General features: G+C 69.4%; 18 protein-coding genes. 13 read left to right on the top strand and 5 right to left on the bottom strand.

Annotation, left to right across the window (positions count from 1 at the left end; all coding sequences use genetic code 11):
* The first annotated feature begins 28 nt into the window (after positions 1 to 28).
* Positions 29 to 1,522: a hypothetical protein gene (locus tag AC3EN4_RS07040; protein ID WP_435205109.1), complete on the top strand. Its 1,494-nt coding sequence runs from the start codon at positions 29 to 31 to the stop codon at positions 1,520 to 1,522.
* A gap of 129 nt (positions 1,523 to 1,651) precedes the next feature.
* Complete coding sequence (locus AC3EN4_RS07035; RefSeq protein WP_435205108.1) at positions 1,652 to 2,041, top strand: OsmC family protein; 390 nt, start codon at positions 1,652 to 1,654, stop codon at positions 2,039 to 2,041.
* 66 nt (positions 2,042 to 2,107) lie between these two features.
* On the opposite strand, the gene AC3EN4_RS07030 is transcribed toward AC3EN4_RS07035, so the two are convergent.
* Positions 2,108 to 3,166, bottom strand: coding sequence for an aldo/keto reductase (locus tag AC3EN4_RS07030; RefSeq protein WP_435205107.1), 1,059 nt, complete (start codon positions 3,164 to 3,166; stop codon positions 2,108 to 2,110).
* On the opposite strand from AC3EN4_RS07030, the gene AC3EN4_RS07025 reads away from it, so the two are divergent.
* Complete coding sequence (locus AC3EN4_RS07025) at positions 3,165 to 3,860, top strand: TetR/AcrR family transcriptional regulator (RefSeq protein ID WP_435205105.1); 696 nt, start codon at positions 3,165 to 3,167, stop codon at positions 3,858 to 3,860. The two genes, AC3EN4_RS07030 and AC3EN4_RS07025, sit on opposite strands and share 2 nt — an antisense overlap.
* Positions 3,861 to 3,961: 101 nt before the next feature.
* Here AC3EN4_RS07025 and AC3EN4_RS07020 read toward each other — a convergent pair whose 3' ends face one another.
* From AC3EN4_RS07020 to AC3EN4_RS07010, 3 genes are all read right to left on the bottom strand, one after another.
* Positions 3,962 to 5,320 (bottom strand): hypothetical protein, encoded by a 1,359-nt coding sequence (locus AC3EN4_RS07020; RefSeq protein WP_435205103.1) that lies wholly within the window; start codon positions 5,318 to 5,320, stop codon positions 3,962 to 3,964.
* 363 nt (positions 5,321 to 5,683) lie between these two features.
* A complete protein-coding gene (locus AC3EN4_RS07015) occupies positions 5,684 to 6,475 on the bottom strand; it encodes a hypothetical protein (RefSeq protein ID WP_435205102.1) in 792 nt (263 codons plus the stop codon).
* 372 nt (positions 6,476 to 6,847) lie between these two features.
* Positions 6,848 to 10,882: a golvesin C-terminal-like domain-containing protein gene (locus tag AC3EN4_RS07010; protein ID WP_435205101.1), complete on the bottom strand. Its 4,035-nt coding sequence runs from the start codon at positions 10,880 to 10,882 to the stop codon at positions 6,848 to 6,850.
* 15 nt (positions 10,883 to 10,897) lie between these two features.
* Here AC3EN4_RS07010 and AC3EN4_RS07005 point away from each other — a divergent pair, with 15 nt between their 5' ends.
* The 5 genes from AC3EN4_RS07005 (at position 10,898) to AC3EN4_RS06985 (ending at position 18,849) form a co-directional block, all read left to right on the top strand.
* Positions 10,898 to 11,641: a hypothetical protein gene (locus AC3EN4_RS07005; protein ID WP_435205100.1), complete on the top strand. Its 744-nt coding sequence runs from the start codon at positions 10,898 to 10,900 to the stop codon at positions 11,639 to 11,641.
* Between the two features lie 154 nt (positions 11,642 to 11,795).
* Entirely contained in the window at positions 11,796 to 15,038 is a 3,243-nt protein-coding gene (locus AC3EN4_RS07000; RefSeq protein ID WP_435205099.1) for an AfsR/SARP family transcriptional regulator, read from the top strand.
* 179 nt (positions 15,039 to 15,217) lie between these two features.
* Positions 15,218 to 15,985, top strand: a complete 768-nt coding sequence (locus AC3EN4_RS06995) for an AfsR/SARP family transcriptional regulator (RefSeq protein ID WP_435205098.1) — start codon at positions 15,218 to 15,220, stop codon at positions 15,983 to 15,985.
* 408 nt (positions 15,986 to 16,393) lie between these two features.
* A complete protein-coding gene (locus AC3EN4_RS06990) occupies positions 16,394 to 17,641 on the top strand; it encodes an ATP-grasp domain-containing protein (protein ID WP_435205096.1) in 1,248 nt (415 codons plus the stop codon).
* 20 nt (positions 17,642 to 17,661) lie between these two features.
* A complete protein-coding gene (locus tag AC3EN4_RS06985) occupies positions 17,662 to 18,849 on the top strand; it encodes an MFS transporter (RefSeq protein WP_435205095.1) in 1,188 nt (395 codons plus the stop codon).
* Positions 18,850 to 18,925: 76 nt separating this feature from the next.
* On the opposite strand, the gene AC3EN4_RS06980 is transcribed toward AC3EN4_RS06985, so the two are convergent.
* Positions 18,926 to 21,751 (bottom strand): AfsR/SARP family transcriptional regulator, encoded by a 2,826-nt coding sequence (locus tag AC3EN4_RS06980; protein WP_435205093.1) that lies wholly within the window; start codon positions 21,749 to 21,751, stop codon positions 18,926 to 18,928.
* 249 nt (positions 21,752 to 22,000) lie between these two features.
* Here AC3EN4_RS06980 and gntA point away from each other — a divergent pair, with 249 nt between their 5' ends.
* Genes gntA through AC3EN4_RS06955 form a run of 5 tightly spaced genes read left to right on the top strand, consistent with a single transcriptional unit; the run spans position 22,001 to position 25,681 of the window.
* Complete coding sequence (gene gntA / locus AC3EN4_RS06975; RefSeq protein ID WP_435205091.1) at positions 22,001 to 22,705, top strand: guanitoxin biosynthesis heme-dependent pre-guanitoxin N-hydroxylase GntA; 705 nt, start codon at positions 22,001 to 22,003, stop codon at positions 22,703 to 22,705.
* Positions 22,657 to 23,169 carry a GNAT family N-acetyltransferase gene (locus AC3EN4_RS06970; RefSeq protein WP_435205090.1) on the top strand — a complete coding sequence of 171 codons (513 nt, stop codon included), beginning with the start codon at positions 22,657 to 22,659 and terminating at the stop codon, positions 23,167 to 23,169. The genes gntA and AC3EN4_RS06970 overlap by 49 nt, the downstream gene beginning before the upstream one ends.
* Positions 23,170 to 23,227: 58 nt before the next feature.
* The gene (locus tag AC3EN4_RS06965) at positions 23,228 to 23,974 is read left to right on the top strand and encodes an SDR family NAD(P)-dependent oxidoreductase (protein WP_435205089.1); all 747 of its coding nucleotides are present in this window, start codon (positions 23,228 to 23,230) and stop codon (positions 23,972 to 23,974) included.
* Positions 23,974 to 25,008: a hypothetical protein gene (locus AC3EN4_RS06960; RefSeq protein WP_422735645.1), complete on the top strand. Its 1,035-nt coding sequence runs from the start codon at positions 23,974 to 23,976 to the stop codon at positions 25,006 to 25,008. The genes AC3EN4_RS06965 and AC3EN4_RS06960 overlap by 1 nt, the downstream gene beginning before the upstream one ends.
* 52 nt (positions 25,009 to 25,060) lie before the next feature.
* Positions 25,061 to 25,681 (top strand): LysE family translocator, encoded by a 621-nt coding sequence (locus AC3EN4_RS06955; RefSeq protein WP_422735646.1) that lies wholly within the window; start codon positions 25,061 to 25,063, stop codon positions 25,679 to 25,681.
* Positions 25,682 to 25,693: the final 12 nt, after the last annotated feature.

Genomic DNA, 25,693 nt, shown 5'->3' with positions numbered 1-25,693 from the left:
CTGGTTGGACGGGCCGGCCGGAGACCCCGTGGCACGGGGCCTGGCGGGTAACCCAGCGGCGCCGGTCGACGTGCTCCTGCGCCTGCTCGACAACCACGCCGAGGCCGTACCGGCGGCATTTCGGCGACGGGCCGACCTGCCGTCCGCGGTCGTCGCGGCGGCGATGCGGCACCCCGTGGCCCGAGTACGCGGCGCGCTCGCGGCCAACCCCCACGTCGACCCGGTGATCCGGCTCCGCCTCCTGGACGACCCCGAGCGTCGCGTCGTCGACCTTGTCCGTGCGGATCCGGACCTGGCGTTGCCGGACCGCGCGTTCCTGCCGTACCTGGATCGGCTCGTCGAGCAGTTCCGGCGTGACCTCTTGACGGCCGTCGAGCTCCGGGGCGAGGTGATCGAGGTGGGGATCCGCGACCAGCGATCGGTGTCGGCCGTCGCCACCCACCCCGAACCTCTGGTGCGCGCCGCCGCCGTCGACCTGCTCGGCCTCGTGCGGGAGACGTCCCGCAACCGGCTACGCGAAGCCCTGCTACAGGACGACGTGCCGGAGGTGCGGGCGGCGACCGCTCACTTCTTCGCTGAGCGGGAACGGGTGCAGGAGCCTGCGGACCTGCCCGGCAACGGGTACGCGTACCGGGGCATGCTCAGCGAACGGCGGCTCTCGCCCGCGCTGATCGAGTACGTGCTCGCCGACCGGGACGGCTGGCACGGCGCCGAGGCGATGGCGACCAACCCGACGCTGCCACCGGAGGTGGTCGAGGCGTTGTTCGAGCACCCGTCGGCAGACGTCCGGCGCGGCCTCGCCCAGCGCGACGACCTGACCGGCGCGCAGTTGGCGCGGCTCGCCGCGGACCCGGACGTGTCCGTGCGCACCGCCGTCTCCGTCCATCCCGGACTCAGCGAGAAGGACCGCGCGGCGATCGACATCGACGTGACCACGGCACCGTGGGATCGCCGTGTCGACCTGTGCTGGCACCACCGACCGGCGTTGCCGTCCCCACCACTGCCACCGTCGGCGGAGTCGGTGCGCTTCGCCACGTCGGTCAACCCGCTGCTGCGCCGGCGGGCTGCGGTCGATCCACGCCTGCCCGCCGACGCCGTCACCACGCTCGCCGACGATCCCGATCCCGCCGTACGAGCCCTCCTCGCCCACCACCATCCGGCCGCGCCACCCGACCTGCTGCTGCGGGTGTTTCGCGAGTACGAGCACCGCCGCTGCGACCGCGGTCGGCTGCTGGCCCTGCCGAACTTCCCGACCGCGGCGCTGGCCCGGTTCGCCCACGACCGGGATCCAGCGGTCCGGCGGCTCGTCGCCCGCGATCCGGAGGCAGATCCGGCGATCGTCGACCGGCTCACCCACGACCCCGACGCGACGGTACGCGAGGCGATGGCGGCATGCCCCCGACTACCGGTGGACCGAATCGTCGACCTGCTCGACGACACCGAGCTGGCCGAGTCCGCAGCGGCGAACCCGGCACTGCCCGTACCCGTGATGCGGGAGCGAGTCGGTTCGCCCTCCCGCTGACGGTGCTGACTCGCTATCCGAGCGGCGCGCCGGGGTGCGCGGGAGGCGAGTGTCGCGGTATCTGGTGGCGGTGCCGGCAACGGACGACAATGAGCCGATCGGTGCAGGCAAGGCGGACGGGAGCAACCGGTGAAGCAATTCGCGGTCGTGGTCGGTGCCGGCTCGTTCAGATCGAATGACGGCGCCGCGATCCGGTTCCCTCATCGCTGGACAGCCGAGGGGGTCACGGTCGAGGCGGATTTCACCGGCGCCCACCTGTTGCACCTCGCTGCGGCGGGCTGCGTCCTGAACGACATCTATCGGGAGGCGGGCGTACTCGGCATCCGGATCGACGGGGTACGCGTCACGGCCGAGGGAGGCTTCGACACGCAGACGTGGACATCGAGCGGCATCACCTACCAGGTCGAGTTGCGCTCACCCGCGTCCGGCGACGAACTTGCCATGCTGCTGGACCGGGTCGACGATGTCGCCGAGATACCGCGGGCGATCCGGGCCGGGGCCACGGTACGAAGAGGCTGACCCGCCATGCGTCGTCGTCGCGGAGAGCGGGTCCACGGTGACGACACGATCACCGCGTCTCGGTGCTCAGATGGCGCCGCGCTCGTCGAGCGGCCGGCGGCGCAGGTTCGGGTTCGACAGGGCCGGGGGCAGGTAGGCCTGGTCGAGCCGGGTGACATCGGTGCCGGGCGCGACGATCTCGTCGATCCGGTCGAGGATCTCGTCGGTGAGCGTGACGTCGACGCCCGCGAGCAGGTTGTCGAGGTGCTCCATCGTGCGCGGTCCGAGGATTGCGCTCGTCACGCCGGGGTGAGCGATGGTGAACGCCATGGCGAGGTGGGTCAACGGGATACCTGCCTCGTCGGCGAGCGGGATGAGTTGTTCCACGACGCCGATCCGGCGTTCGTCGGTCAGGTGCTTGGAGAAGCGGGCACGGCGCAGGTCGTTCTGCGCACCCCTGCGAACCCGGCCGGTGAGCATGCCCTGCCCGAGAGGGCCCCACACCAGAGTGCCCATCCCGTAGCGCTGCGCGGCCGGCAGCACTTCGCTCTCGATGCCCCGGTTGAGGATCGAGTAGGGCGGCTGCTCGGTGTGGAAACGTTCCAGGCCGCGCCGCTCGGCGACCCACTGGGCCTGGACGATGTCGGACGCGGGCATCGTGGATGACCCGATCGCCCGGACCTTGCCACTGCGGATCAGGTCGGACAGCGCGGAGAGTGTCTCCTCGATGTCGGTGTCGGGGTCCGGCCGCTGGATCTGGTAGAGGTCGATGTGGTCGGTCTGCAGGCGGCGCAGCGAGTCCTCGACGGCTGTCATGATCCAGCGGCGGGAGGCGCCTCGCCGGTTGGGGTCGATGGGCCCGGCCGCGCCGGGCGTCCGGGGCAGGGCGTTCAGCCGGGGAAGGCCCACCTTGGTGGCGAGGACGACGCTGTCCCGCCGTCCCTTGAGGGCTCTGCCCACGATCTCCTCGGAGTCGCCGTAGGCATCGGCGGTGTCGACGACGTTGATCCCCGCGTCCAGCGCCTTGTGGATGACCTTGACCGAGTCGTCAGGGTCGGGGTTTCCGATCACAGTGGCGAACATCAACGTGCCGAGCGCGTACGGGCTGACCTTGATGCCCGTCCGGCCCAGGGTGCGGTACAGCATGAGCGTCTCCCTGCGGTATCGTGGTTATCCGGAACGTCTTTCCAGAACTATACGGAAAGGCTTTCCGGAACAGCAAGGGAGGGCAGCTGTGTCCGACAGCACGGCGGGTGCGGAGGGCCGCGAGCGCGCTCCGCGCCGGATGCGCACCGACGCGCGCCGCAACATCGATTCGTTGCTCGATGCGGCGAAGACGGTCTTCGGCACGACCGGCGTGGACGCCCCGGCCAAAGAGATCACCGATCTGGCCGGCGTCGGCGTCGGCACCCTCTACCGGCACTTCCCGCAGCGTTCCGACCTGATCAAGGCCGTCATCGAGCGCGAGATCGACGCCTGTGCCGACGCCGCCCCGGTGCTGGCCGCCGCGCACGATCCGTGGACCGCCCTCGCGAAGTGGCTCGACCGGTTCACCGCGTTCGTCGCGACCAAACGCGGATTTGCCGCAGCCCTGCATTCCGGCGATCCGGCGTTCGACGGTCTGCCCGGCTACCTGGTGCAGAAGCTGGGACCGGCCCTCGAGTCCCTGCTCGAAGCCGCGACAGCCAGCGGCGAGATCAAGGCCAACATCAGCGCCCAGGATCTGCTGTACGCGGTTGCGAAACTCTGCGCCCCCATCCCGGACGAGGAACCCGACTACGGTCAGCGCATGGTCGCGCTCCTCGTCGACGGACTACGGTCCGGCGAATCCCCGCGCTGACCGATGCACCCTCTGGCGACGCGCGGAACCCTTGCCGACCGAAGGCCATTCCCCACGTCGCGCTCGCACGACGTGGGGAAGGCCGGATCACCGGGTTGCGATCAGGTGGTGGGGCGGCACAGCGAGTTCAGGTTGGCGCTGCAGTCGGTCAGTTGCAACGTGTCCATGTGCATGGTCAGGGTCGCTGGCTGCGAACCACCGGCCGGCGCCACCACGGAGATCTGCACGCTCGCCGCGTTCGGTGGCGCGACCGCCTCGTAGGACCACTCCCACCAGTTCGACGTCAGGCCGAACGAGGTGCCGGGCGACGTGGACAGCAGCGTGCCCGCGGAGTTGTACCACCGCATACGGAGCGCCGCGGTGCCGGAGTCGGCGCGTAGCCGGACGAAGAACTTGTAGTTGTGTCCGGCCGTCACCGACGGCCTGCGGCTCACGATGACCGACTTCTCGGCCGATTGCGGTGAGCTGACGAACTGCAACGAGCGACGGTTGTCGAAGTAGCGGGCGGACACGCCGGCGTACGAGCCCTGCGGTGTCACCGAGATGGCTGCCCCCGATCCGGAGGTGGTGAACCCGGTGGGGTTCGAGGTGCCCGGCGCCTGCGCCTCGATGGTCCGTTCCTGCGCGGTCAGCAGGTCGTTGTTGGCACCGACGTCGCAGCACACCGGCGGGGTGAGCAGCGGGTGAACCGCCGCGTTGTTCATCGTGGTCGACGGGTAGTTGTCCACGTAGAACCGTGCGCTGGTTTCGCTCGGGTCGTAATTCTGGCGGTAGCCCATGTCGAAGGCCCACCAGTCGCCGGCGCACATCATGATGTCGGGGCAGTACTGCTCGGCCTGCCAGTTACCGTTGGAGTCCTGCCAGACGTGCTCGCTCATATAGGCGTGACCGGCGCCCAGCAGGTGTGACACCTCGTGCCCGACCACCCCGCTGTCCCACGCCTCGACGACGGAGACACAGCCGCTACCCCCACTGGTGGGACACCAGTACGCCGAGTTGGACGGGGCGGGGAATTCCGTCAGGACCACGTACCAGCGGTTGCTGTCGTCGTACCCCTTGGTCGAGAGCTCGTTCGCGATCGACCAGTAGTCGGTGTTCGGGGTGTCGATCTTCTCGGGTGTCACCATGGCCTGCGCGTACTGGTTGTACGTGCTGGTGGTCGTCGACCGGCAGCTCAGCTTCAGGTGCTGGTCGTAGTTGCTGGCCTGGTCGAGCAGCCAGTCGACGCGGTCCATGACGCGGGCGGCATGCTCGACGTTCGTCGCGTACTGGTTCCCGGTGGAGTCGTTCCACGCATAGATCACCTGCACCGCCGCCGGACTGCTGGCCGGCGGACTCTTCGGGTCGGTGGCGGTCGTGTCGCATCCCGCTCTGGGCAGGCTGGCGTTGGTCGGCTGCGCGTAGGGCAGGGTCGGCTCGCTGCCGAGGTTGGCGGCGTGGACCGGCTGCGCGGACGACATCACCACCACCACACTCACGAGCGCGGAGGCCAGCCCCAGACGGTATCCGCGCCCGGGCCGGCGTCCTTTGCCAAGCATACGAATTCTCCCTCACGTAGGCCGTCGTTACGGCGTCTCGTCGGGTATCGACGCGCCATGTACCGACCCGATCAGCCGCGCTGATCACCAGCGTCGATGCCAACACTCCTCGTCGGGACCAATAGCGGCATCCCGTGGCGAGCGGGTTTTTCGCGTCCCACCAAACGATCGATGAGAATCGAAGCTAGCCCTCTCCCCCGCCAAGCTCAATGCGACGAGTACGGTTTTCCTGTTCCGAACAGTCCCGCACGGTCCCGTACAGATTCGGACACCTGTCAGGTCGCCTCAGGTTTTCCGCCATTGGGAGGCAATCTCCCCCAGCCACGCCCCGAGAAGAAGACCGGCGAAGAACAGGACCTGCTCGTTGATGAGCCCGAACAGGATCCGCTTCCAGCGCTCCTCGGCAGTGACGAAGTAAATGGCAGCGGATTGTTCTCCGGGCACCGACCACCGCACCGTCCGGGGCAACGGTTTGCGGTCCGGGTCCGGAAGCGCGTTGCCGATGCGGCTCTGCGGCGTCACGGCGACGTCGAGGTTCACCCGGGACAGGGAGGCGTCGAGCCCGTTGCCCGGACGCAGTGACACGGTGGGCGGATCGAAGAAGAAACGGTCGCCGGTGAAGTACGGGACGCCCAGGTTGCGCCGGCCGAAGAACGACTTCTTCCAGCCACCGCTGTCACCCGGGTGCCACTGGAAGTCCAGCTCGAATCTCACCCCAGGTCGTGGGAAGATCTCGGTGAACGTGACAGTTGCCAGGTTCGGTCGACCGGCCTCCGCGCTCACCACATCGATGGGGGTCACCTTCAACCGCACCCCCGGGTGGGAGTGCTCCGCAAGCGTGAAGTGGTCGGAATCGTGTGGGGCGATCACCATGAGGCGCGCGTTCGTCCTGCCCGTTTGTGTGCCCATCAGCCCAGCGCGGACAACGACGGCGACGGTTTCCGGGGATGACTGATCGAGTGTGACGGACATCGTCGCCGGACAGGTCAGGGCGCAGCGCAGTCCGGTCACCGTGCCGGGATCAGCGGCGACACCGAACGAGCCGGTGAAGAATCCCTCGAAGTCGCCGTGGGACACCACCCCGGTCGCCGACGGGTCGAACGTCCGGTACTCCTCGGGTTGGTCGAGCAGCCGTAGCCCGATGCTGGCGGAGAGGAAGAGAACGCCGACCAGCGACAGCACCGTGAACCACGTCGTGGAACGACCCACTCGACGCGGCGAGGCCGGACGAGGGGATCCGAGGTCCATGACGTGATCGTTCCCGACACCGCGCCGGTCCGCATCGCCGAAGTCGGCAGGCCGCCACAGACGGATGACGATCGGTTGCTGACGGTCGTCCTACCCGCGAGCATCGTGCGTCTGCACCAGCCACCTAGACCAGGCTGATGCGCGGGGCCGGGAGCCCGGGCAGCCGACGGCCGCCCGGGCTCCCGGATCGGGAAGCGTTCGTCACGGATACATCTGCGCGACCGTGAAGTTCATCGACTGCGCGTAGAGGCTGACACCGGTCGGGCTGTTGGGGTGGAAGGACTGCGTCGACGTCGGGCCGTCCGGGGTGTCGCCCGGCGACTTGTCCGTCACGACTCCGTGGATGCCCGCCGGCGAGCCGCAGACCGCCTTGCCCGCGAACTCGTCGATCGGGTCGGAGTAGTACGCGATCGTCGCGCCGTGGGCCGTATTGAAATCGCGGACGACGTCCAGCTGCTCGTCACGCAGCAGCACGCTCATCTCGGTGAGCCACACCCGCTCCTCGTCGCTGAGGACGAGCTTGAGGGCGCAGGTCGGGTCGCCGCCGATCTCGACGAGCTTCGGGTATCCCATCAGCATGATCTTGGCGTTCGGCGCCTTCTTGTGGATCTCCTCCAGCACCTTCGCGTTCGATCGCGGTACCGCGTCGGCGATGCGGCGCCTGGTCGACACGTCCACGGTGTCCGTCTCGCCCGACAGCTTCGCCTTGAAGCAGTCCAGTGGGCCGGCCATCACGAGGCACTCCTTGACCACCGGACCGAACCTCGCGTCGTTGCCGCCGATCGAGATCGTGACGAGCGTGGTGTTCTCATCCAGGTAGCCCTTGTCGAGCTGGGACGCCTCCAGGTACTGGCCCTTGCCCCGTTCACCGTCGGCGTTGCGGGGTTCGTTGCTGACGGTGTGCAGGGGCAGGATGTTCTCCGTCTCCGCGCCCGAGCAGGCGATCAGGTGGTAGTCCATGTTGACGTCGTGCTGTTGGCTCGTGATGTCCGCCCGCAGCCCGATCGGCGTGGACGACCCGGGCAGTACCGCCTTGCGCGACCACGCGTTCTTCGAGCGGTGGCAGCCGTTGCGGAAGGCGTTCTTGCTGTTGTTGTCCGTCTCGCGGTAGTAGTCCGAGCCGTTCACCGGCGAGGCGCCCTCGCCCGAGGAGAACGAGTCGCCGAGCGCCACCACCTGGTGCTGCGGCTTGCCCGGCAGCGGGATGAACGCCGCCGCGTCGAAGGCAACGTTCTCCTGCGGCCGACCCAGGGCGAGGTCGCCCTGTCCGCTGGCCGGCACATCGTCACGCAGCTGCGCCAACTCCTCGGGTGTCAGGTCCGACACGATGTTGGTCAGCTCCACCTGCGGGACGTTGTTGAACTCGAACACGCCGAGCGCGACCCATCGGTTCGCGTACCCGCGCTGTTGGACCATGCGGGTCTTGACCACGCCGTTCTTGGTCGTGATCTTGTACGCCGCCTGCTGGGTGGTCCCGAGGTGATCGGGAATGTGGACCATGACCCGCATCCAGCCGTTCACCGTCCGGTCCAGCGTCCACGTGCCGCTGACGTAGAGGTTGCTGCCCGGCGCGCGGGTGTGCGTGAACCAGTAGTGGGCGCCGTACCCGCCGCCGACCTGGTGCAGGTCGATCTTGCCCGGGTACTGGAGCGTGCCGCTCTGCGTCTCGCCCGCGAACCCGTGCGTGAACGTGCCGCTGTTCGTTCGTCTGGTGCAGAGCCAACCGGCCTCGTCACGGCGTGGGCTGACGACTTCGTTGACCACATCGTCGACCACGAGCGCGTTCGCCGGCAGGTCGGTGCCGCACTTCGGGTAGTAGCTCACCCCGGCGGCCGGATACTCCCAGCCGGGGTCGTACCTGATGGCGGCGTTACCACAGTCCAGACAGCCCGGTTTCCAGTCCGCGGACCGGTTGTACCAGCACTTGAGGTCCCGTTCGCCGATGACGTTCACGTGGTGGCACGGGCCGGCCGGCTCGTCGATCACCTCGGGCGCCGTCGGCGGGAGGTTGTTGCCGTAGTAGCAGTCGTTGGACTGGTCGCAGAACGTCTGGAGGTGCGGCTTCACCCGCGCCCGCCCGTCGTTGGTGCTCCACCACGCGTACCGGTAGCCGTCGGTGTAGGTGTCCGGCTTCTCGATCGCGTTGAGCGGGTGTCCGGCCCAGCCCATGATCTTTTCCGGGTACGGCCAGTCGCTCGGATGCCGCGCGTCGTCGTAGGTCTCCTCCAGGAACGCCTTGCGGTTCGCCGGGTACCGCGGGTTGGCCGGGTTGTTCGCCCAGCCGACGCCCCACGGCCCGTCCGTGCTGCCCTGCGGCTCGTAGAACCCGGTGTTGTAGGCCCACACCGCGAAGAACCAGCTCTCGATGTACTTCGGGTCGCCGCCGTTGACCTTCATGTTGTACGCATGGACCTGGTTCCACTTGTCCTGCAGGATCCGCAGCGACTGGGAGATGTTCGCGGCGAAGTCCACGGCGATGGCCAACTGCTGGTTGTACGGCAGCGGAACCTCGTTCGGCTTCTGGAACCCGGCCTTGCGCATACCGTCGGTGACCTGCCCGACGCCGTAGCCGCAGTCGGACTTGTCCCAGCGGATCGTCCAGTCGTCGCTCGTGTCGGCGTCGTAGATGTCGAGCCCGTAGTAGTTGCCGATGAGCGGGTTGCCGAACTCGCCGGGCAGGACGTGCGGCGACGCCTGCCACAGGTTCGACTCCTGGGCGAGGATGCCGAGCATGATCTGCGCGGGCACGTGGCCGCCGCCGGTGAGGGGCCGCATCGGGAACCATTGCGCGACGTTGTAGCCGGGCAGGCCGGACTGGTTGAAGTTGTTGACCCGGTTGAGGATCAGCGAGTCCTGCACCGCCATGTCGACGACCCACTCGATCTCCCGGGCGCGCGGCTGGTACACCTGTGCCCGCACGTCGTTGCGCGGGACGGCGCACCAGGCGGCAGTGTCGACCGGGTCGTGCAGCGGTGTCGCCAGCGTCGTGGCACCCGGTGCCGACCGGGCCCGCCCCGGCGTCCTCGGGTTCGCCCGAGCGCCGGCGTCGCCCGACGTCGGAGTGGTTGGCGCGACCGCGAAGTTCACGCTGCGACCGGTCGCCGGCACCGTGGCCCTCATGGTGAGCGACCGTCCGCGGGAGTCGTCCGTGGCCGGCGCGGCACGCGGGTCGGTCGTCCACTTGATCTCGTCCAGCAACAGGTCACCCTCGCTGGACATCTCCGCCTGCACGGTCGCGTCGAGCTTCGCGACACCCGTGGGCAGTTTGTGCATCCTGCCGGGGGTACCGGTGATGCCGACCCGACCGCCCGCTCCCCTGACCACGTTCATGTCGGTCGTGCCGCCCTCGGCCAGCGTGGCCGTCGCGCCGGACCGCACGACGGTCCGCTTGACCCGGCCTGCCTTGCTGTCGGCATCCATGTACACGACGCCGTCGCCGTTGGCCGCCAGCCGGAACGGTACGCCGGTGGTCCTCGCGACGGCCGACCGGCGGCCCTTGCGGTCGACCGTGACCAGCGCGCCACTGTCGGCGGCGATGATCTTGTCCTTGACCGGCAGCGCGGACGTGAGCTGGCCCGCCACCTGGATCGGCGCGGCCACGGTGCCGGTCGCCGCGTCGAGCTGCGTCAGGCGGGTCTTGCCCGAGCCGGTGTCGCCGCCGGTGAACGTGCTCAGCACGACGTTCTCACCGGTACCGCAGCCGGGGCTGAAGTACGCGAGGGACGCGTGTGCGGCCACCTTCCGGACGGACTGGTCCGTGAGGTCCACGACCGCCACGAAGGCGCCGCGGTCGAACAGGTCGGGCTTGTTGGTGTAGGCGCGCGGCGCGTACGTGACGACCAGCCGCCGGCCCGACTCGGTGAGGCAGCCGTTGCCGATCCACTGGTCGGTCTCCAGTCCGGGCTCGCTCAGCGTCGCCGCCGTCGTCCAGCTGTAACCGGAGGCGGCCGACGCCACGAGCACGTGCAGACCGGTCATGTCGCCGGAGAGAGTCCAGGCCCGGTCCTGCGACGTCCGCCAGCCCCGTTTGAGGGTCGAGTCCCGCTGAGCGGGCGGTACCGCGGTGGACGCCACGTCCTTCGGGGGCGGATCAGGCGCCGCGGCGGCCGGCGCGGGGAGCGCCACGAGACCGCCGGCGACGAGCGCGGTGGCGGCGAGCGCGGCGGTGACGCCGCGACGGGCGGCGCCGGGAGTGAGCCCGCGCGGCAGCGCGGGGTGGGGTGGTGATGTCGACACTGCGGCTCCTCCAGGATGCTCGGGGTCGATGCAGTGTCGGAACCGCGCGCACCGTCGGCGTACCAGAACGGCATCGTGGGCGTACCGCTCCGGCATCACGGCACGGCGTACGCCGGCTGCGTCGTGGGCCCGCTCGTTCGTCGTCCGGCGGTGCACGCCGACGGCGATGGCGGTACGACGCGGCGCGGATGGCCTGACGATGCGGCCGCGATGCGGCGACGCCGAAGGATCACCTCCACGACACGCAGCACGACTGAGGAGGACAGCATGAAGGTAGCGAAGGTCCGGACGCATCGCCTGGCACGGACGCTGATCGCCCTGGTGGCGTTCATGGGATTCGGCGTGGTCGCCGCATCGGTACCGGTGTCGCCGGCGCTGGCCGCGTGTTCGGGCACCGGCTGTCACAACGTCGATCCCAACGGCCAGTGCAGCGGCACCCGGTACGGCTGGACCGGCGGCGGCTACGACAGCGGACTCGGCATCGTCGTCGTGAAGTCACCCGGCTGCAGGGCGGCCTGGGCCCGCCTGCAGAACGACCAGTACGTCCGCTACGCGGGCGCCACGTTCACCGTACGCATCGAGCGCCGGGTGTGGTCATCCTACGGATACTGGTACACGGGCAGCCTCAGCAAGCAGTTCCTCTCCACCAACGGTGGGGTGTGGACCAACATGCTCGAGGATCTCGACTCCTCAGACGAGCACCAGGCCTGCTTCAACCTCAACGGCGGCGCCTGGACGTGCACTCCCTGGATCAGCTGAAGGCAGGCGGACGTCAGGGTCCCCGGGCGGCCCGGGGGCCCTGAGATCCGTCATCCGCAGCGGCTTCGGCCGACCGGGAAGCTGACCGCCGGGTGCGTCCCACATAGACACATGGCCCTCCGTCGACGTCGGTACGCCTTGTTAGCCTGCGGCTGTGGAGCTGCGACTACTCGGCCCCGTCGAGGCTGTCATCGACGGACGGGTCGTGCCCGTCCGACGTCGTCAGGAGCGACGGCTGCTCGCCATCCTCGCGATGCGACCGGGCCAGTTCCACTCTGCGGAGCGACTCATCGACCTGCTCTGGGAAGATCAGCCTCCGGCCCAGGCACGAGCGGGGCTGCAGGCCATGATCTCGCACCTGCGGTCCACGCTGGAGCTGGGCCGGTCGAGCGAGCCCGCGTTGCTGGCCCGACCCAACAGCTACGCGTTGGAGATCCGGGCAGAGCGGGTCGACGTGCACCGCTTCACCGCTCTGGTGGCGCAGAGCAGGGACGTCACCGATGCCGGTCAGCGCATCGCGATGCTCAGCACCGCGCTCGGTCTGTGGCGGGGCGCCGCCCTGGCCGACGTCTTCGACGACGCCCAGCGGGGCCGGCTCTTCCCGGAGCTCGACGAGGCACGCCTGACCGCGCAGGAAGAGCTGCTCGGTGCCCGCCTCGACGCCGGCCAGCACCGGGAAGTACTGGCGCCGCTGCACGAGCTGATCGGTGAGGCGCCGACGCGCGAGCGGCCCGTCGAGCTGCTGATGCTGGCCCTGAACGGGATCGGTCGTCGCAGCGAGGCCATCGCGGCCTACGCCAGCCTCACCGAGCGGCTCACCACCGACCTCGGTGTCGCTCCCGGAGAGCAGATCCAGGCGACCTACCGGACGTTGTCCCGCGCCACCGCACCCTCGGACGGCACACCGGCCTCTACCGGCGGGCCGGCGCAACTACCGCTGCCGCCGGGACACTTCGTCGGCCGCGACGCCGAGTCGCGTCAGCTCGACCGCCTGCTCGCCGACGCGGTAGCGCCGCAGGTCCTGATCCTCTCCGCGGTCGTCGGCACGGCGGGTGTCGGGAAGACGGCGACCGCCATCCGGTGGGCGCACAGCGTCCGTGACCGCTTCCCGGACGGTCAGCTCTTCCTCAACCTGCGGGGCTACTCCGCCGGCCGGCCCATGCGCTCGGCGGAGGCGCTTGGCGCGCTGCTGCGAGGTCTCGGGGTGCCGGCGGGCCGCATTCCGGCCGACCCGGAGGAGGCGTCGGCGCTCTACCGTACCGTCGTCGCCGACCGCCGGCTGCTGATCGTTCTGGACAACGCACTCGACGCCGAGCAGGTGCGGCCGTTGCTGCCCGGCTCTGTGGACAGCCTCGTCGTGGTCACCAGCCGGGACCGCCTGACCGGGCTCGTGGCCCAGCAGGACGCCCACCGCCTGACCATCGGACTGCTTCCGGAGCCCGACGCGATCGAGCTGCTCACCGTCCTGCTCGGCGCCGACCCGCGAGCCGCCGATCGCGACGCGATCCGGGACCTCGCCCAGGTCTGCGGTCGGCTCCCACTGGCCCTGCGGATCGCGGCGGCACTGCTGCACGACGAGCCTGACCTCGCGGTGTCGGCGTACGTGCGGCAGTTGCGGCAGCGAAGCGTCGCCGCCCTGGCGATCGACGACGACCCGAGTGTCGCCGTACAGACGGCGTTCGACCTCTCCTACACCCGGCTTCCCGGCGAGGCCCAGCGGATGTTCCGCCTCCTCGGCACCGTTCCAGGGCTCAGGCTGTCGGTCGACGCGATCGCACACCTGGCGCAGACAACCCCGGATGCGGCCCGCCGGACGCTGGCCCGACTCTTCTCGGCGCACCTGGTGGAGTTCGACGACGATCGCGTCACGCTGCACGACCTGCTGGGGCGCTACGCGGGCCAACACAGTGCGCGGCAGGCCGGTCGGCCCGAGGCACACACCGTCCTCGCCCGCCTGTTCGCGTGGTACCTGGTCCGCGCCCAGGCCGCCGGCGACCTGTTGGCCCCGGGGCGGGTCCGCCTGGAGCTGCCGACGAGCCTGGCGGTCATCGACGCCGGCATCGGTGACCGTGACGCGGCCCTGGCCTGGCTCGAGGCCGAGGAGTCGAACATGGTCGCGCTGATCAGGGCGGCCGCCGACGGCACGTCGAGGGACGCTGCGGCCCTGCTCGCCGACCAGTTACGAACGTACTTCTGGGTCACCCGCAATTCCCTGAACTGGCTGCTCGTGGCACAGGCGGCGCTGCACGCGTCGAGGGGGGACGCGTACCTGGCTCTGCGGGCGTCGGCACACATGAGTCTGGGCAACGTGTACCACCTCACCGGCAACCATCTGGTCGCGATCGCGCACCAGCGCCGGGCGGGTCACCTGTTCCGCAGCGCCCGGCACGCGCAGGGCCAGGCCGCAGCGACCGGTTCGCTCGGCGCGGTCTTCGGCGACCTCGGGCAACTGGCGACGGCGGCGGCCTGCTTCGAGCACGCGTTGCGGCTCAACGAGCGGATCCGCCACCGTTACGGCATCGCGGTGATGTCGAGCAACCTCGGGACGATCTACGCCATGGCGGGGCGGCTGCGGCTGGCGGTCGAGCGACTCACCGCCGCCATCGTCATCCACCGGGAGGACGGCGCACGCCCCAACGAGGCGGTCATCCTCACCAACCTCGGCCTCGTGCACACCAACCGGGGTGAGTACCCGGCCGCCCTGCGGGATCTCCAGGCGGCGGTGCGGACGGCCCATGAGGTCGGCATGGCGTCCATCGAGGCCAATGCGCTGGCGGGGATCGGCCAGATCCACACGCTACGCGGCGACGTGGCGGAGGCGAGGTCGGCGCTCGCCGCCGCGCAGCGTCTCGCCGACCGTACCGACGACTGGCACTGCAAGGCGTCGATCGACATCGCCGAGGGCTCCCTGCTCCGGCTGACCGGCGACCTCACCGGCGCGGCGGCCCGGTTCACCCGGGCCGCCGAGTGGGCCAGGTCGGCGCGCACGTTGGCGACCGAGGCCGAAGCCCTGGTGGGCCTCGCCGCGTCCGTCGCCGAACGGACGCCGCTGTTGGCCAGCTCCTCGCTGGAACGGGCGGTCACGTTGGCCCGACAGTCCGGCGCCGCGGTGATCGAGGTCGACGCGCTGGCGGCGTTGGGCGAGATCGCCCGTAAGGACGGCGATCCCGTGCAGGCGGCCCGGCTCGCCGGCGAGGCGGCAGATCGCGCGGCGGCGATCGGGGCACCCCTGGTACGCGCCCGCGCGCTGATCACCCTGGGTCACCTGGAAGGTTCCCCGCCGGCCTGGCGGGAGGCGCTGGGCATCCTGGAAGCGCTCGGCACTCCCGAGGCGGACATGGTCCGGGTCCTGCTGGAGCGGCACGACGGCCGTCCGGTCGGCGTCCCGGCCGGATAGCCGATGTTCCTGTGGGGCGGGGCCGGCCTCCGTGCGATGCGACGGTGATGGCGGGCTGAGATCGGGGATGCTCCGGTCGGTTGGCAGCGCCGTGCGCGCTGCCAAGAAAACGCCAACCCGTGCTGGGCAACCTGGTGGCCAGACCGTGCGAGGGGTGCGGTCGGCATGGAGGTCATCGCATGGATTTCCGGATCCTCGGCCCGCTGGAAGCGTCCGTCGAAGGAACGCCCCTGTCACTCGGCGGACGCCGGCAGCAGCGGATCCTGGCCGTACTGCTACTGCGGGCCGGCCGGGTGGTTCCGGTCGACAGGCTGGTCGACTGCCTGTGGCCGCTGCGGCCGCCGGCCACCGCAGCGAATCAGATCCGTAACTGCGCCGCGGCCCTGCGCCGCCTGCTCGTCGCCGGTGGCCTGCCCGAGCGCGCGCTGGTGCGGCGGCCGAGCGGTTACCTGCTGGATGTGGAGCCCGGCGAGCTGGACCGAACCCGGTTCGACGAGGAAGCCCACCAGGCACGACGCTCGCTGGCCGCGGGTCGCGCGGCGGAGGCCGTCGGGTACTTCCTGCGGGCCGAGAACCTGTGGCGCGGACCGGCCATCGCCGGTCTCGCCGATGGCGTGCTGGAGCCGGAGGCGATGAGCCTGGAGGAGTCGCGGCTGCAGGTGATCGAGGACCGGCTGGAGGTCGAGCTGAGTCTGGGGCGGCATGCGCGAGCCGTACCGGAACTCACCGCGCTGACCCGTACCCACCCGGGGCGGGACCGTCTGCAGGCGGCCTTCATGGTCGCGCTCCACGGCAGCGGGCGGGGTGCCGACGCGCTGGCCTCCTTCGACCGGCTGCGCTCGTCGCTGCGCCGTGAACTCGGCCTGGAGCCGAGCCGGCGGCTGCGGGACCTGCGCCAGGCCATCCTCACCGAGGACGAGGTCCGGCTGCCGCCGATGGGCGGGTGAGGGCCGGCGCGTGACGGCGAGCCACACCGACAGGCATCTCCCCTTCTTCCGCGGGCGAGGTGACGAGATACTGCTCGGGCGGTCTGGACGTCGGCAGAGCATCGTCCAGTCCCCTCGCTCATCGCACGCCGCGCTTCTCGGGCGTACCCGGGCGGGACGGCTTGCCGCCGTCGCCGCCGCTCCCGGCGACGAGCCGCACCCATTGGCAATCGCGGCCGAGCTGCATCGTCAACAAACCGTCAAGGTTTGTGCAAGCCCGGGCGTGCATTGTCGGTGTGGCAAGCATCAGTCACGAGAGAACGTGGTCTGGTCCACCACGAGGCGTCATCGGGGCGGTAGCCGAAGCCGTGGCCCTTCTCGGGGCTCTCGCTGCGGCCGCGATGTGCAGTACACGACTCAAGAGGAACGATGACATCAGTACTCATCGTTGAACCGGTATCTTCCGGCAACGAGCTCGTCGTCCGAGCCGCAGCCATGGGTTGGAACACCGTGGTTGCCAGCTTCGATGCCGAAGACCGGACTCTGACGGCGGCGACCAGGGATCTGGCATCCACCATCATCCAGGTGGATACGAATGACGCACACGCCATCGTCGAAGCCGTGAATCGCTCTCCGGCGGGGGCTGGGCTCGACGGTGTCGTCGCCGGTTCGGAGTTCCACGTCGAGATCGCGGCCCTGGTTGCGGAGAAACTCGGCCTGCCTGGCCTGCCGACCACCGCTGTCGCGCTCGTTCGGAACAAGGCCGAGATGCGCGCGGCGTTGCAACGCGCCGGCGTCCGATCGCCCCGACACCGGAAGGTGGCCTCCCGCGCCGAGGCGGAGCTCGCGTGCGCGGCGCTGACGTTCCCGGTGGTGGTCAAACCTGTCGAGTCGGCGAGCAGCATCCACGTCTCGAAGGCGCGTGACACGGCTGAGGCGGTGCGGGCGTACGCCGCCATCGAAGCGGACGGGATGGTCGACCTCGGCAGGCCACTCGGTGACGAGGTCGTCATTGAGGAATACGTCTCCGGCGATGAATACAGCGCCGACGGATACGTGTGGCGCGGCGACGTGCGCATCGCCGCGGTGACCAGGAAGCTGCTCGGCCCCGAGCCGACCTTTGTCGAGCTCGGTCACATCACGCCCGCCCCTCTGGGACCGAGCGATCAGGGTGCGATCGAGCGGTACGTCGGCCAGGTGGTCCGGGCGGTCGGGCTGGACGACAGCGTGTTCCATTGCGAGGTACGCCTGTCCCCGAACGGACCGGTACTCATGGAGATCGCCGCACGACTGCCGGGAGACCAGATCGTGCACCTGGTCGCCGACGTCACAGGTGTGTCGATGGCGGACGCCGCCTTGTTGATGGCGGTCGACGCGAACCCGGACACCTGTCTCGACGAACAAGCGGCATCCGGGAGGGCAGCGGGCATCCGCTTCGTGGACCCCGGCAGCATCACCGCCTACGCGCAGATCGAGGGATGGGACGACGTGCCGCGCTACGCCGATGTCGTGGAACGAAAGGTGCTGGTCCCCGCCGGCGAACAGATTCCCTCGGCCTATGAGGCCCTTCGGCGCGTGGCCTATGTCCGCTATCGCGCTTCCGATCCGGACACCGCTTTGGCGATCAACGAGCGACTGGGCCGGGAACTGCGACCAGTTGCCGCGTATCTGCCGTGACTATCGCGCGATATTATGCAATGCGGTTCGCCAGCTGGCTGTGCGACTACCTGATCCTGTTCGCCGTACCAGTACTCGCCTACACCGTGACCGCCGATGTGCGCTGGTCGGGCGCGGCGGTCTTCTTCCAATGGGGACCGCGACTTCTGGGACTGTCGGCAGCGATTCTGCGGCTCGACAACATACCGCAGCGGACCTTGATGGTCGTGGCGGATTCGACCAGGACCGCGACCGCGCTCGTGGCCGGGTTGATGATGGCGGTGTATCCCGGTGCGGTGCTGCCGGTGCTGATGATATTCGCGATGGTCGTGGGCCTCTGTTTCGAATTGACATTCGTCGGTGGCGAGAAGATTGGACTGTCCTTGGTCGGCCCCGAGGGGCAGGAGCGATTCCAATCCCAGCTGACCGCCTTCGAGCAGGCGGCGATAGTCCTGGGGCCGGCGGCGGCGGGCGTGGTGCTGTCGTTCCCACCGCCGGTGCTGATGTTCGTGGCGGCAGGCTTGTTCGGAGTCTCGCTGCGGATGTCGATATCGGTCCCCTCGGGCGGCACGGCGCCCCCGTCGACAGCGAAGCGCACCCTGCGCGCGACCGTACGCGCCGCGCTCGAGGACCCCGTCCTGCGCCGGATCGTCCTGGTCACCATGGGCCTGAACTACGTGCTCGCGCTGATCAACGGGGCTGCGCCGCAGATCGCGTTCGGAACGTTCGGGACCAGCAGCAGTCAGCTGGGCCTGATGTACGCGGCGAGCAGCGTGCCGGCCATCGTCGGTCTGTTGACCTTCCACCGGCTGACCTCGCGCGCGTCGCTGTCGACGATCGGGATGGCGGTCGCGGTGGGGATGTGCCTGGCCGCGCTGGGCCTCGCGCTGGCGGCCCGGCTGTGGGTCTTCGCTGGATGCCTCGGTACGTTTTTGCTGCTCGACGCGTTCTTCAGCGTGTACATCCGGGTCGTCAGAGCGCGTCGGGTGCCACTGGAGAACTACGCGGCGACCGTGGGGCTCTTCGGCATGCTGCTGATTGTGCCGATGCCGCTCGCCGGGATCACACTGGCCGCCGTCGGGAAGTTCATTGACCCAACGGTGCTCATCTCGGCGTCCGCCGCGGCCGTGCTTGTCGCCGCCGTCACCACTCTGCCGAGAGGGCGAGCCCTCCTGGTGGCTCCCGTACCCCTGCGGGCAGGGACGGCCCACAGCAGCCACGACTCCTGAGTCAACGACCACGGCCCTCTCCGGGCCGCCGCGAGCTCGGCCGGCCGGCCCACGCTGGGGCCGGCCGGTCGGCCGATCAGCGTCCCCAGCCGGTCCCGGATTGCGCCTGCTCGAGACCGGTCAGCCGTTCCCGCACCGTCTCGGCGTCGGGGTGGTTCAACTCGTCGAGGATGACCACGGCCTGCTGCCAGCATTCCTTGGCACCCGCGAAGTCGCCCAGTGTCAGCAGAGTGTTGCCGAGGTGGTGCTGGCTGTCGGCCTCGGCGTAACGGTTCCCCGCCTCCCGATTCAACCTGATCGCCTCGCGGTAGCACTCGATCGCCTCGGCCGAGTTGCGCAGCTGGTGGTTGATGTAGCCCAGGCTGTCCCAGGTCGCCGCCTGCCCGGACGGATCGCCGATCTCCCGCAGCACCACCAGGGCCCGGCTGCAGTGGTCCTTGGCGGCCTCGTACTGCTCCAGCATGGCCAGCGACCAGCCGACATTGTTGAGCGAGACCGCGTGCGCCAACCGGTCGTTCGCGATCTCGGCCAGCATGAGGGCGGCCTGATCGTGGTCGAGCGCCTCGCGGTGGCGGCCCTGCCGCTCGAACACGCGCGCCAGGGCCAGATGCGCCTGGGCCTGATCACGCGTCGAACCGACCTCGCAGGCGAGGTCGAGCGCACTGCGGCTGTGCGTGTACGCGTCGTCGTACTGGCCCAGCCAGGCATGGGCCACCCCGATGCCGCGGTGCGCCTGACCCATGGCGCGCCGGTCGCCGAGCCGCCGGGCCGCGTCCAGGGCGAGCCGCTGCGTGTTGATCTGGTCCCGCCAGTGGCCCTGGCGGTTGAAGTACTCCATCAGCGATCGGGCGAGGCTGCACAGGCTCGCGTCATGACCCTCGTCCCCGGCCCGGCGAACGATGTCGAGCAGCATCGCGTGCTCGGCGGTGAACCACGCCACCGCCTCCCGGGCCGTCGTGATACGGGGAAACTCGGCGTCCGGGCCCTCCGCGGCCTCCTGGGACAGATGCCGCTCCAGCAGTACGGCGGCGCGGCGTGACGAGGTCACGTAGTGGGTGAGCAGCCGGCGAACGGCGGCGGAGCGCTCCTGGGCGCTGTCCACCGCGAGGACCAGGTCCATCGCGTACCCGCGGAGCAACTCGTGCAGGGACAACCGGGTCAGCTTGTGCTCGCTGACCATCTGGGCGTCCTTCAGCTCATTGAGCAACGTCCTGGTCGTGGTCAGGTCCAGCGCCGCGAGTTGGGCCGCGGCCAGTTCGTCGATGTCCGGACCGGGCGAGAGTCCCAGCAGGCGGAACAGCCTCGCCGCGGCCGGGCTCAGCGTGCGGTAGGTCCACACGAATACGACGTGGACACCCCTCTCGGCCTCGGCCGGCACCTCGGTCGATCCGACAGCCGCGTCGAGCTCATCGGCGAACGTACGGAGGTCCAGGTCAGGGTGGGTCGCGACGCGCGCGGCGACGAGGGCCAGGGCGAGCGGCAACCCGGCACACCGGGCGATGAGCCGGTCGACCGCCGCACTGTCCGCCGCGACCCGGGCGGCGCCCAGCCGGTTGGAGAGCACCCTCCTGGCCTCGTCGTACGGCAACGGGCCGACCGCGATCGGATGAGCGCCCTCGCTCGCCACGAGGCTGGGCAGCGCACGGCGACTGGTGACCAGGACCAGGCAGTCGGGGGCGCCGGGCAACAGGGGCCGGACCTGGTCGACGTCGCGCGCGTTGTCCAGAACCACGAGCATTCGGCGTCCAGCGAGGTAGCTGCGGTACAACGCCGCCTGCGCCTCCAGGCTGATCGGAATGCTCTGCGGCGGCACCTGGAACGCGTCCAGGAACATGCGAATGACCTCTTCCGGCCGCACCACCACGCCGCTCGGCTCGAAGCCCCGCAGGTTGGCGTAGAGCTGCCCCTCCGGGAACTGCTGCGCCACCCGGTGTGCCCAGTGCACCGCCAGCGAGGTCTTGCCTGACCCAGCGGCACTCCAGAGGACGCACAGCGCGGGCTGCTTCTCCGCCTGGGAGCTTTCGAGGATGCCCGACAACTGGGCCATCTCCGATTCGCGGCCGGCGAACCCCCGGACGTCGATCGGCAGCTGCGCCGGAACGACCAGGTGCCGGCGCGGTGCGGGCCCGGAGGCGGCATGGGTCGGCCGCGGCGTGATCCGGACCTGCGGTGCGACAACGGCATCACGGCTGATCGCCGGAACGCTCGGTCCGATCCGGTCACCCTGCAGGATCGCCTGCTGCACCTGCTGCAGCTCGGGACCCGGCTCGATACCGAGCGCGTCGACCATCTGCCGACGCACGGCCGCGTACCGGTCGAGGGCCTCGCTCGTGCGTCCCGCAGCGTACTGGGCCTGAATCAGCGTCGCCGCCAGGCTCTCCACCAGCGGAAAGTCGTAGGCCAGCACGTTCAGCTCCGCGATGACCGCCTGTGGGTCCCCGATCGCCAGCTCCGTCCGGGCCCAGGCGACCACGGCGTCCAGCCGCTCCAGCGTCCACGCGTTGCGAGTGCGCTCCGCCCAGGCGCTGGTCAGGCCGGCCAGTGGCTCGCCGCGCCACAGGGCGACGGCTTGCCGGAGCAGTACCCGCGCTTCGGCCTCGGAGCACAGTCGCCTGTCGGCCCGCTTCACCAGCCTGCGGAAGCGGTGCAGGTCGATGTCGTCGGGCGCCATGTCGAGGCGGTAGCCCCCGGAGCCCAGCAGCAACCGGGCCGGATCCCCGGATTCCGTGTCGATCATCTCCAGCGATCGCCGGATGCGGGTGATGTGACTGTGCAACGTGCGCCGCGCCCGCTCGGGTGGCTCCTGGCCCCACACCCGCTCGACGAGCACGTCGGCCGGCACCGTCCGTCCAACCTCCACGGCCAGCGCGGCCAGAACCGTGCACTGCTGCGGTCGTCCCATCGACGACGGCCGACCCTGCGATCTGCCCTCCACCGGCCCAAGAACCATCAAGCCCACAATGCCCCCGTAGATACCCTAAGCCCGAAATACCCTGCGGCTCAGGTCGCACCTCACCGTGTCGACGTCGCTGTCAACTCGCCGTCAAGAAATCAGCCTACATCACTGGCGATGCTTGTCCAAGACAGATGACCGGGGGGTCATGATCGTGCCTATATCACGGTGGTGCAATCAAGTTACGGGGGAATTTCGATGGCTCGACAGGACGAGTTTGCCCAAATATCCAGACCTCTGACATCAGCATTCGAGGATTGGATTGAGGGCACCGATTTCTCTTGCCTCGGAGCACGCGCGTCGGTACGCCAGAAGCAATTGCATTGCGTCGAACTGAAGTCGATGCTCGACGTCGACAGCACTCGGGAACTGCACCGGGAAATTGTCGGATTCGTCGACCGAACCCGGCTGCACGAGACCAGGTTCAGCTCCTTCGCGGCGATCTTCGAGAATCCGCGGCAGCTGAGCGAGGTGGAGTTCGAGCACACCCTCTGGACGCAGCTCGCCATGCTTCGCCAGGTGGATCGGGAGAACTACCCGTGGGCGCCGGGCGTCTCCAGTGACCCCCACGCCCTGGACTTCGCCTACAGCGTCGCCGGACATCCGTTCTTCGTCGTGGGTCTGCACGCCCAGGCGTCGAGGATCTCCCGTCGGTTCACGCACCCGGTGCTCGTCTTCAACTCCCACAAGCAGTTCGACCGGTTGAAGCAGGACGGGCTCTACGCCTCGCTCCAGGACAAGATCCGGGCCCGCGAGCTGCGGCTGCAGGGGTCGCTCAACCCGAACCTCGCGGACTTCGGGGAGCAGCCGGAGGCCCTCCAGTACTCAGGACAGCCGCAGCCGGCGGAGTGGCGGTGCCCGATCTCGAACGCCTCGGCCACGTTCAACGAGATGTCTCGGTGAACACCTCCGTCAGTCAGGCTCGCCTCCTGTCGTTGCGACGAGCCCGCCGGGCGGACGCGGAGGCCCTGCACGAACTGTCCGCTCCATTCGTAGCACTCGGTCGGCTGCGCCATCGCGACGTCGGTGAGTTTGTCCGCCGTCACGCCGACTTCCTGGTCGTCGAGGACGACAGCCGGATAGTGGCCTGCGCCGGCATCCAGCGTTTCGGGAACGACTGGGTCCTGGACAACCTGTGCGTCCAGAGCAGCTTCCAGGGCCGCCGGACCGGGAGCCTCCTGCTCGACAGGATCCTCCAGGAGGCGGCCCGGTCAGCGGCGCGCGCGCTGTACGCGGCGTCCAGCCCGACCAACGCGTGGTTCCTCGGACACGGGTTCGTCGAGGTCGAGCCCGCTGCCGCGCCTCGGCGCTGGGTGAGCCAACTGGATCCCACGCGCAATTCCGTCGTCTACCGCCGCCGGATCTGACGGTCGTCGACCTACGGGAAAGGGGTACAGAACAGTGACAAACCTGCCTTCTGCGATAGTGACCGGCGCGTCATCGGGTTTCGGCCGGGCCACCGTCGAGCGACTGGTGAAGACCGGGCGGCCGGTCGTGGCGCTGGCCCGTCGAAGCGAACGACTCACCGAGCTCGCCGACCGTCTCGGCCACGACCTGGTGCATCCGCTGACCGTCGACGTACGCGACGGAGACGCCGTCGCCCACGCCCTCAGCGACCTGCCCGCACCGTTCTCCGATGTGGGCATCCTCGTCAACAACGCCGGACTCTCGAAGGGCTTCGGCCCGATCCAGGATGCCGAACTGCGCCACTGGCGCGAGATGGTCGACACGAATGTGCTGGGACTCCTGCACTGCGTCCGCGCGGCCCTGCCCCTCATGCTGGCCGCCGGTCGCGGCCACGTGGTGAACATCGGCTCCATCGCCGCGGTGTACCCGTACCTCGGAGGGAACGTCTACGGCGGCACCAAGGCGTTCGTCCACCAGCTCAGTCTGAACATGCGTACCGATCTGGAGGGCCGCGGCATCCGCGTGAGCTGTATCGCCCCCGGCATGGCCCGAACGGAATTCGCTCTGACCCGGTTCGACGGGGATCAGGACCGCGCAGACGCCCTGTACGACGGCACCGACCCGCTCACCCCGCAGGACATCGCGGAGGCCGTGGAGTGGTGCATCTCCCAGCCGCAGCGAGTCAACGTGAGCCTCATCGAGCTCATGCCCACGGACCAGCCATTCGGCCTCAGCCTCCGACCGAGTCGAACCAAGGAGCAGTGATGACGCACACCGTCTGGAGTGTCAACGACTGGGATCCGCTGGAGGAGGTCATTCTCGGCTCCGCGACCGGTCTCACCCCGCCTCCGGTGGACGTTTCGCTGAGGCACTTCTTCGAGCCTCCGGCGGACGCCGGGGACGAGCGGATCGACGCCAGCACGCTGCAACGCGTGGTGGACGAGACCGAGGAGGACTTCGCCCAGCTGACCGAGACGCTGACGAGTGCCGGCGTACGGGTGCGCCGTCCGGACGCGACCACGGTGGGCCGGCGCTACGCCACTCCGGAGTGGGAATCCGTCGCCATGCACGCGCTGATGCCGCGGGACTGCCTGCTGGTGGTCGGCGACCGCATCATCGAGGCGCCGATGCCGATGCGTGCCCGCTACTTCGAGACCGCCCCGTTCCGGGGCCTGCTCCGGGAGTACTCCGATGCGGGCGCCTCCTGGTTCTCGGCACCCAAGCCCCTGCTGCCCGACGAGACCTACGTGTACGAACCTGGTGCCTCGGTCGTGGCGGAGCACGAGCCGTTGTTCGACGCCGCCAACATGCTGCGGTGCGGGACCGACATCTTCTTCAACGTGAGCAACACCGGCAACCGGCGGGGGGCGGCCTGGCTACGCCGGCAGCTGGGCTCGGACTTCCGGGTGCACGAGATCTCCATCTGCAGTGATCACGTCGGAACGACCTTGCACATCCTGCGGCCGGGGCTGCTGCTGGCCAACTCGGAACGCCTCACCCCGGATCGGATTCCCGCCCCGCTGCGGTCCTGGAAGACCATCTGGGTGGACACACCGGAGGACGACGGCTATGCCTTCGACTGGCCGCGCGCGTCCGTCTGGGTCGGCATGAACATCCTGGCCCTCGGCCCCGACACGGTCGTGGTGCCGGCCAACCAGACCCGGGTGATCAAGCAGCTGGAGAACGCCGGCATCACCGCGGTCCCCACCAGCTTCCGGCACGGCCGCACCTTCGGCGGCGGACTGCACTGCTGTTCGCTGGACGTCCGCCGGCGCGGCGAACTCGAGACGTACCTGTGACTCCGTCGCATCGGCGACGCATTTCCGGAGCTCAGCAGAAAGGGCCAGCCGGATGACGCTCACCATTCTTGCCTCGTTCGCTCTCAGTGCGTTCCTGCTGAACCTGAGCCCCGGGCCGTCGATCCTCTACGTGATGTCGCGCAGCGTCGTCAACGGGCGGATCGCCGGAGTGTTCGCGGCCTTCGGGCTGGCCAGCGGGAGTGCAATGTGGGCGCTCCTGACGGCGATCGGCGCGTCCGCCCTGATCGCCTCGTCCGAGATGGCCTTCACGGCGCTGCGGATCGCCGGTGCGGCGTACCTGCTCTATCTGGGCATCTCGGGGCTCCGTGACCAGCCGTTCACGGTAAGAACCGAGAGACCGGCCAGGGTGTCCGGCTTGCGGAGCTACCTCCAGGGCTTCGTGGTCGAGGGTACGAATCCGAAGACGGTCACGTTCTTCCTCGCCCTGGTCCCGCAGATCATCGTCAGTCTCGACGACCCGGGTCTGCTGGTCCTGATCGGGTTCTGCTTGATCGTTCCGCTGACCGCGCTGCCCATCGATGTCACCGTCGGGGTCACCGGAGGCACCCTGGCTTCCAAGATCGCCACACGTCCCCGGGTGGGCCGTGCGCTCAACTACCTGTCGAGCGCCGTCCTCATCGCTCTGGCCAGCCTGGTGCTGTTCGACCGATGACCCGACCCGGCC

This window comes from Micromonospora sp. bgisy143 (assembly GCF_057708145.1).
This window is presented reverse-complemented; position numbering and strand designations above follow the sequence as displayed.

Excerpts from the sequence above, each read along its gene's own strand:
- AC3EN4_RS06955 (WP_422735646.1), top strand. The coding sequence starts at position 25,061 with ATGACGCTCACCATTCTTGCCTCGTTCGCTCTCAGTGCGTTCCTGCTG.
- gntA (WP_435205091.1), top strand. The coding sequence starts at position 22,001 with ATGGCTCGACAGGACGAGTTTGCCCAAATATCCAGACCTCTGACATCA.
- AC3EN4_RS07005 (WP_435205100.1), top strand. The coding sequence starts at position 10,898 with ATGCTCGGGGTCGATGCAGTGTCGGAACCGCGCGCACCGTCGGCGTAC.
- AC3EN4_RS06995 (WP_435205098.1), top strand. The coding sequence starts at position 15,218 with ATGGATTTCCGGATCCTCGGCCCGCTGGAAGCGTCCGTCGAAGGAACG.
- AC3EN4_RS06990 (WP_435205096.1), top strand. The coding sequence starts at position 16,394 with ATGACATCAGTACTCATCGTTGAACCGGTATCTTCCGGCAACGAGCTC.
- AC3EN4_RS06960 (WP_422735645.1), top strand. The coding sequence starts at position 23,974 with ATGACGCACACCGTCTGGAGTGTCAACGACTGGGATCCGCTGGAGGAG.
- AC3EN4_RS07020 (WP_435205103.1), bottom strand. The coding sequence starts at position 5,320 with ATGTCGTCCGCGCAGCCGGTCCACGCCGCCAACCTCGGCAGCGAGCCG.
- AC3EN4_RS07025 (WP_435205105.1), top strand. The coding sequence starts at position 3,165 with ATGAGCGTCTCCCTGCGGTATCGTGGTTATCCGGAACGTCTTTCCAGA.
- AC3EN4_RS07030 (WP_435205107.1), bottom strand. The coding sequence starts at position 3,166 with ATGCTGTACCGCACCCTGGGCCGGACGGGCATCAAGGTCAGCCCGTAC.
- AC3EN4_RS06985 (WP_435205095.1), top strand. The coding sequence starts at position 17,662 with ATGCGGTTCGCCAGCTGGCTGTGCGACTACCTGATCCTGTTCGCCGTA.
- AC3EN4_RS06980 (WP_435205093.1), bottom strand. The coding sequence starts at position 21,751 with ATGGGACGACCGCAGCAGTGCACGGTTCTGGCCGCGCTGGCCGTGGAG.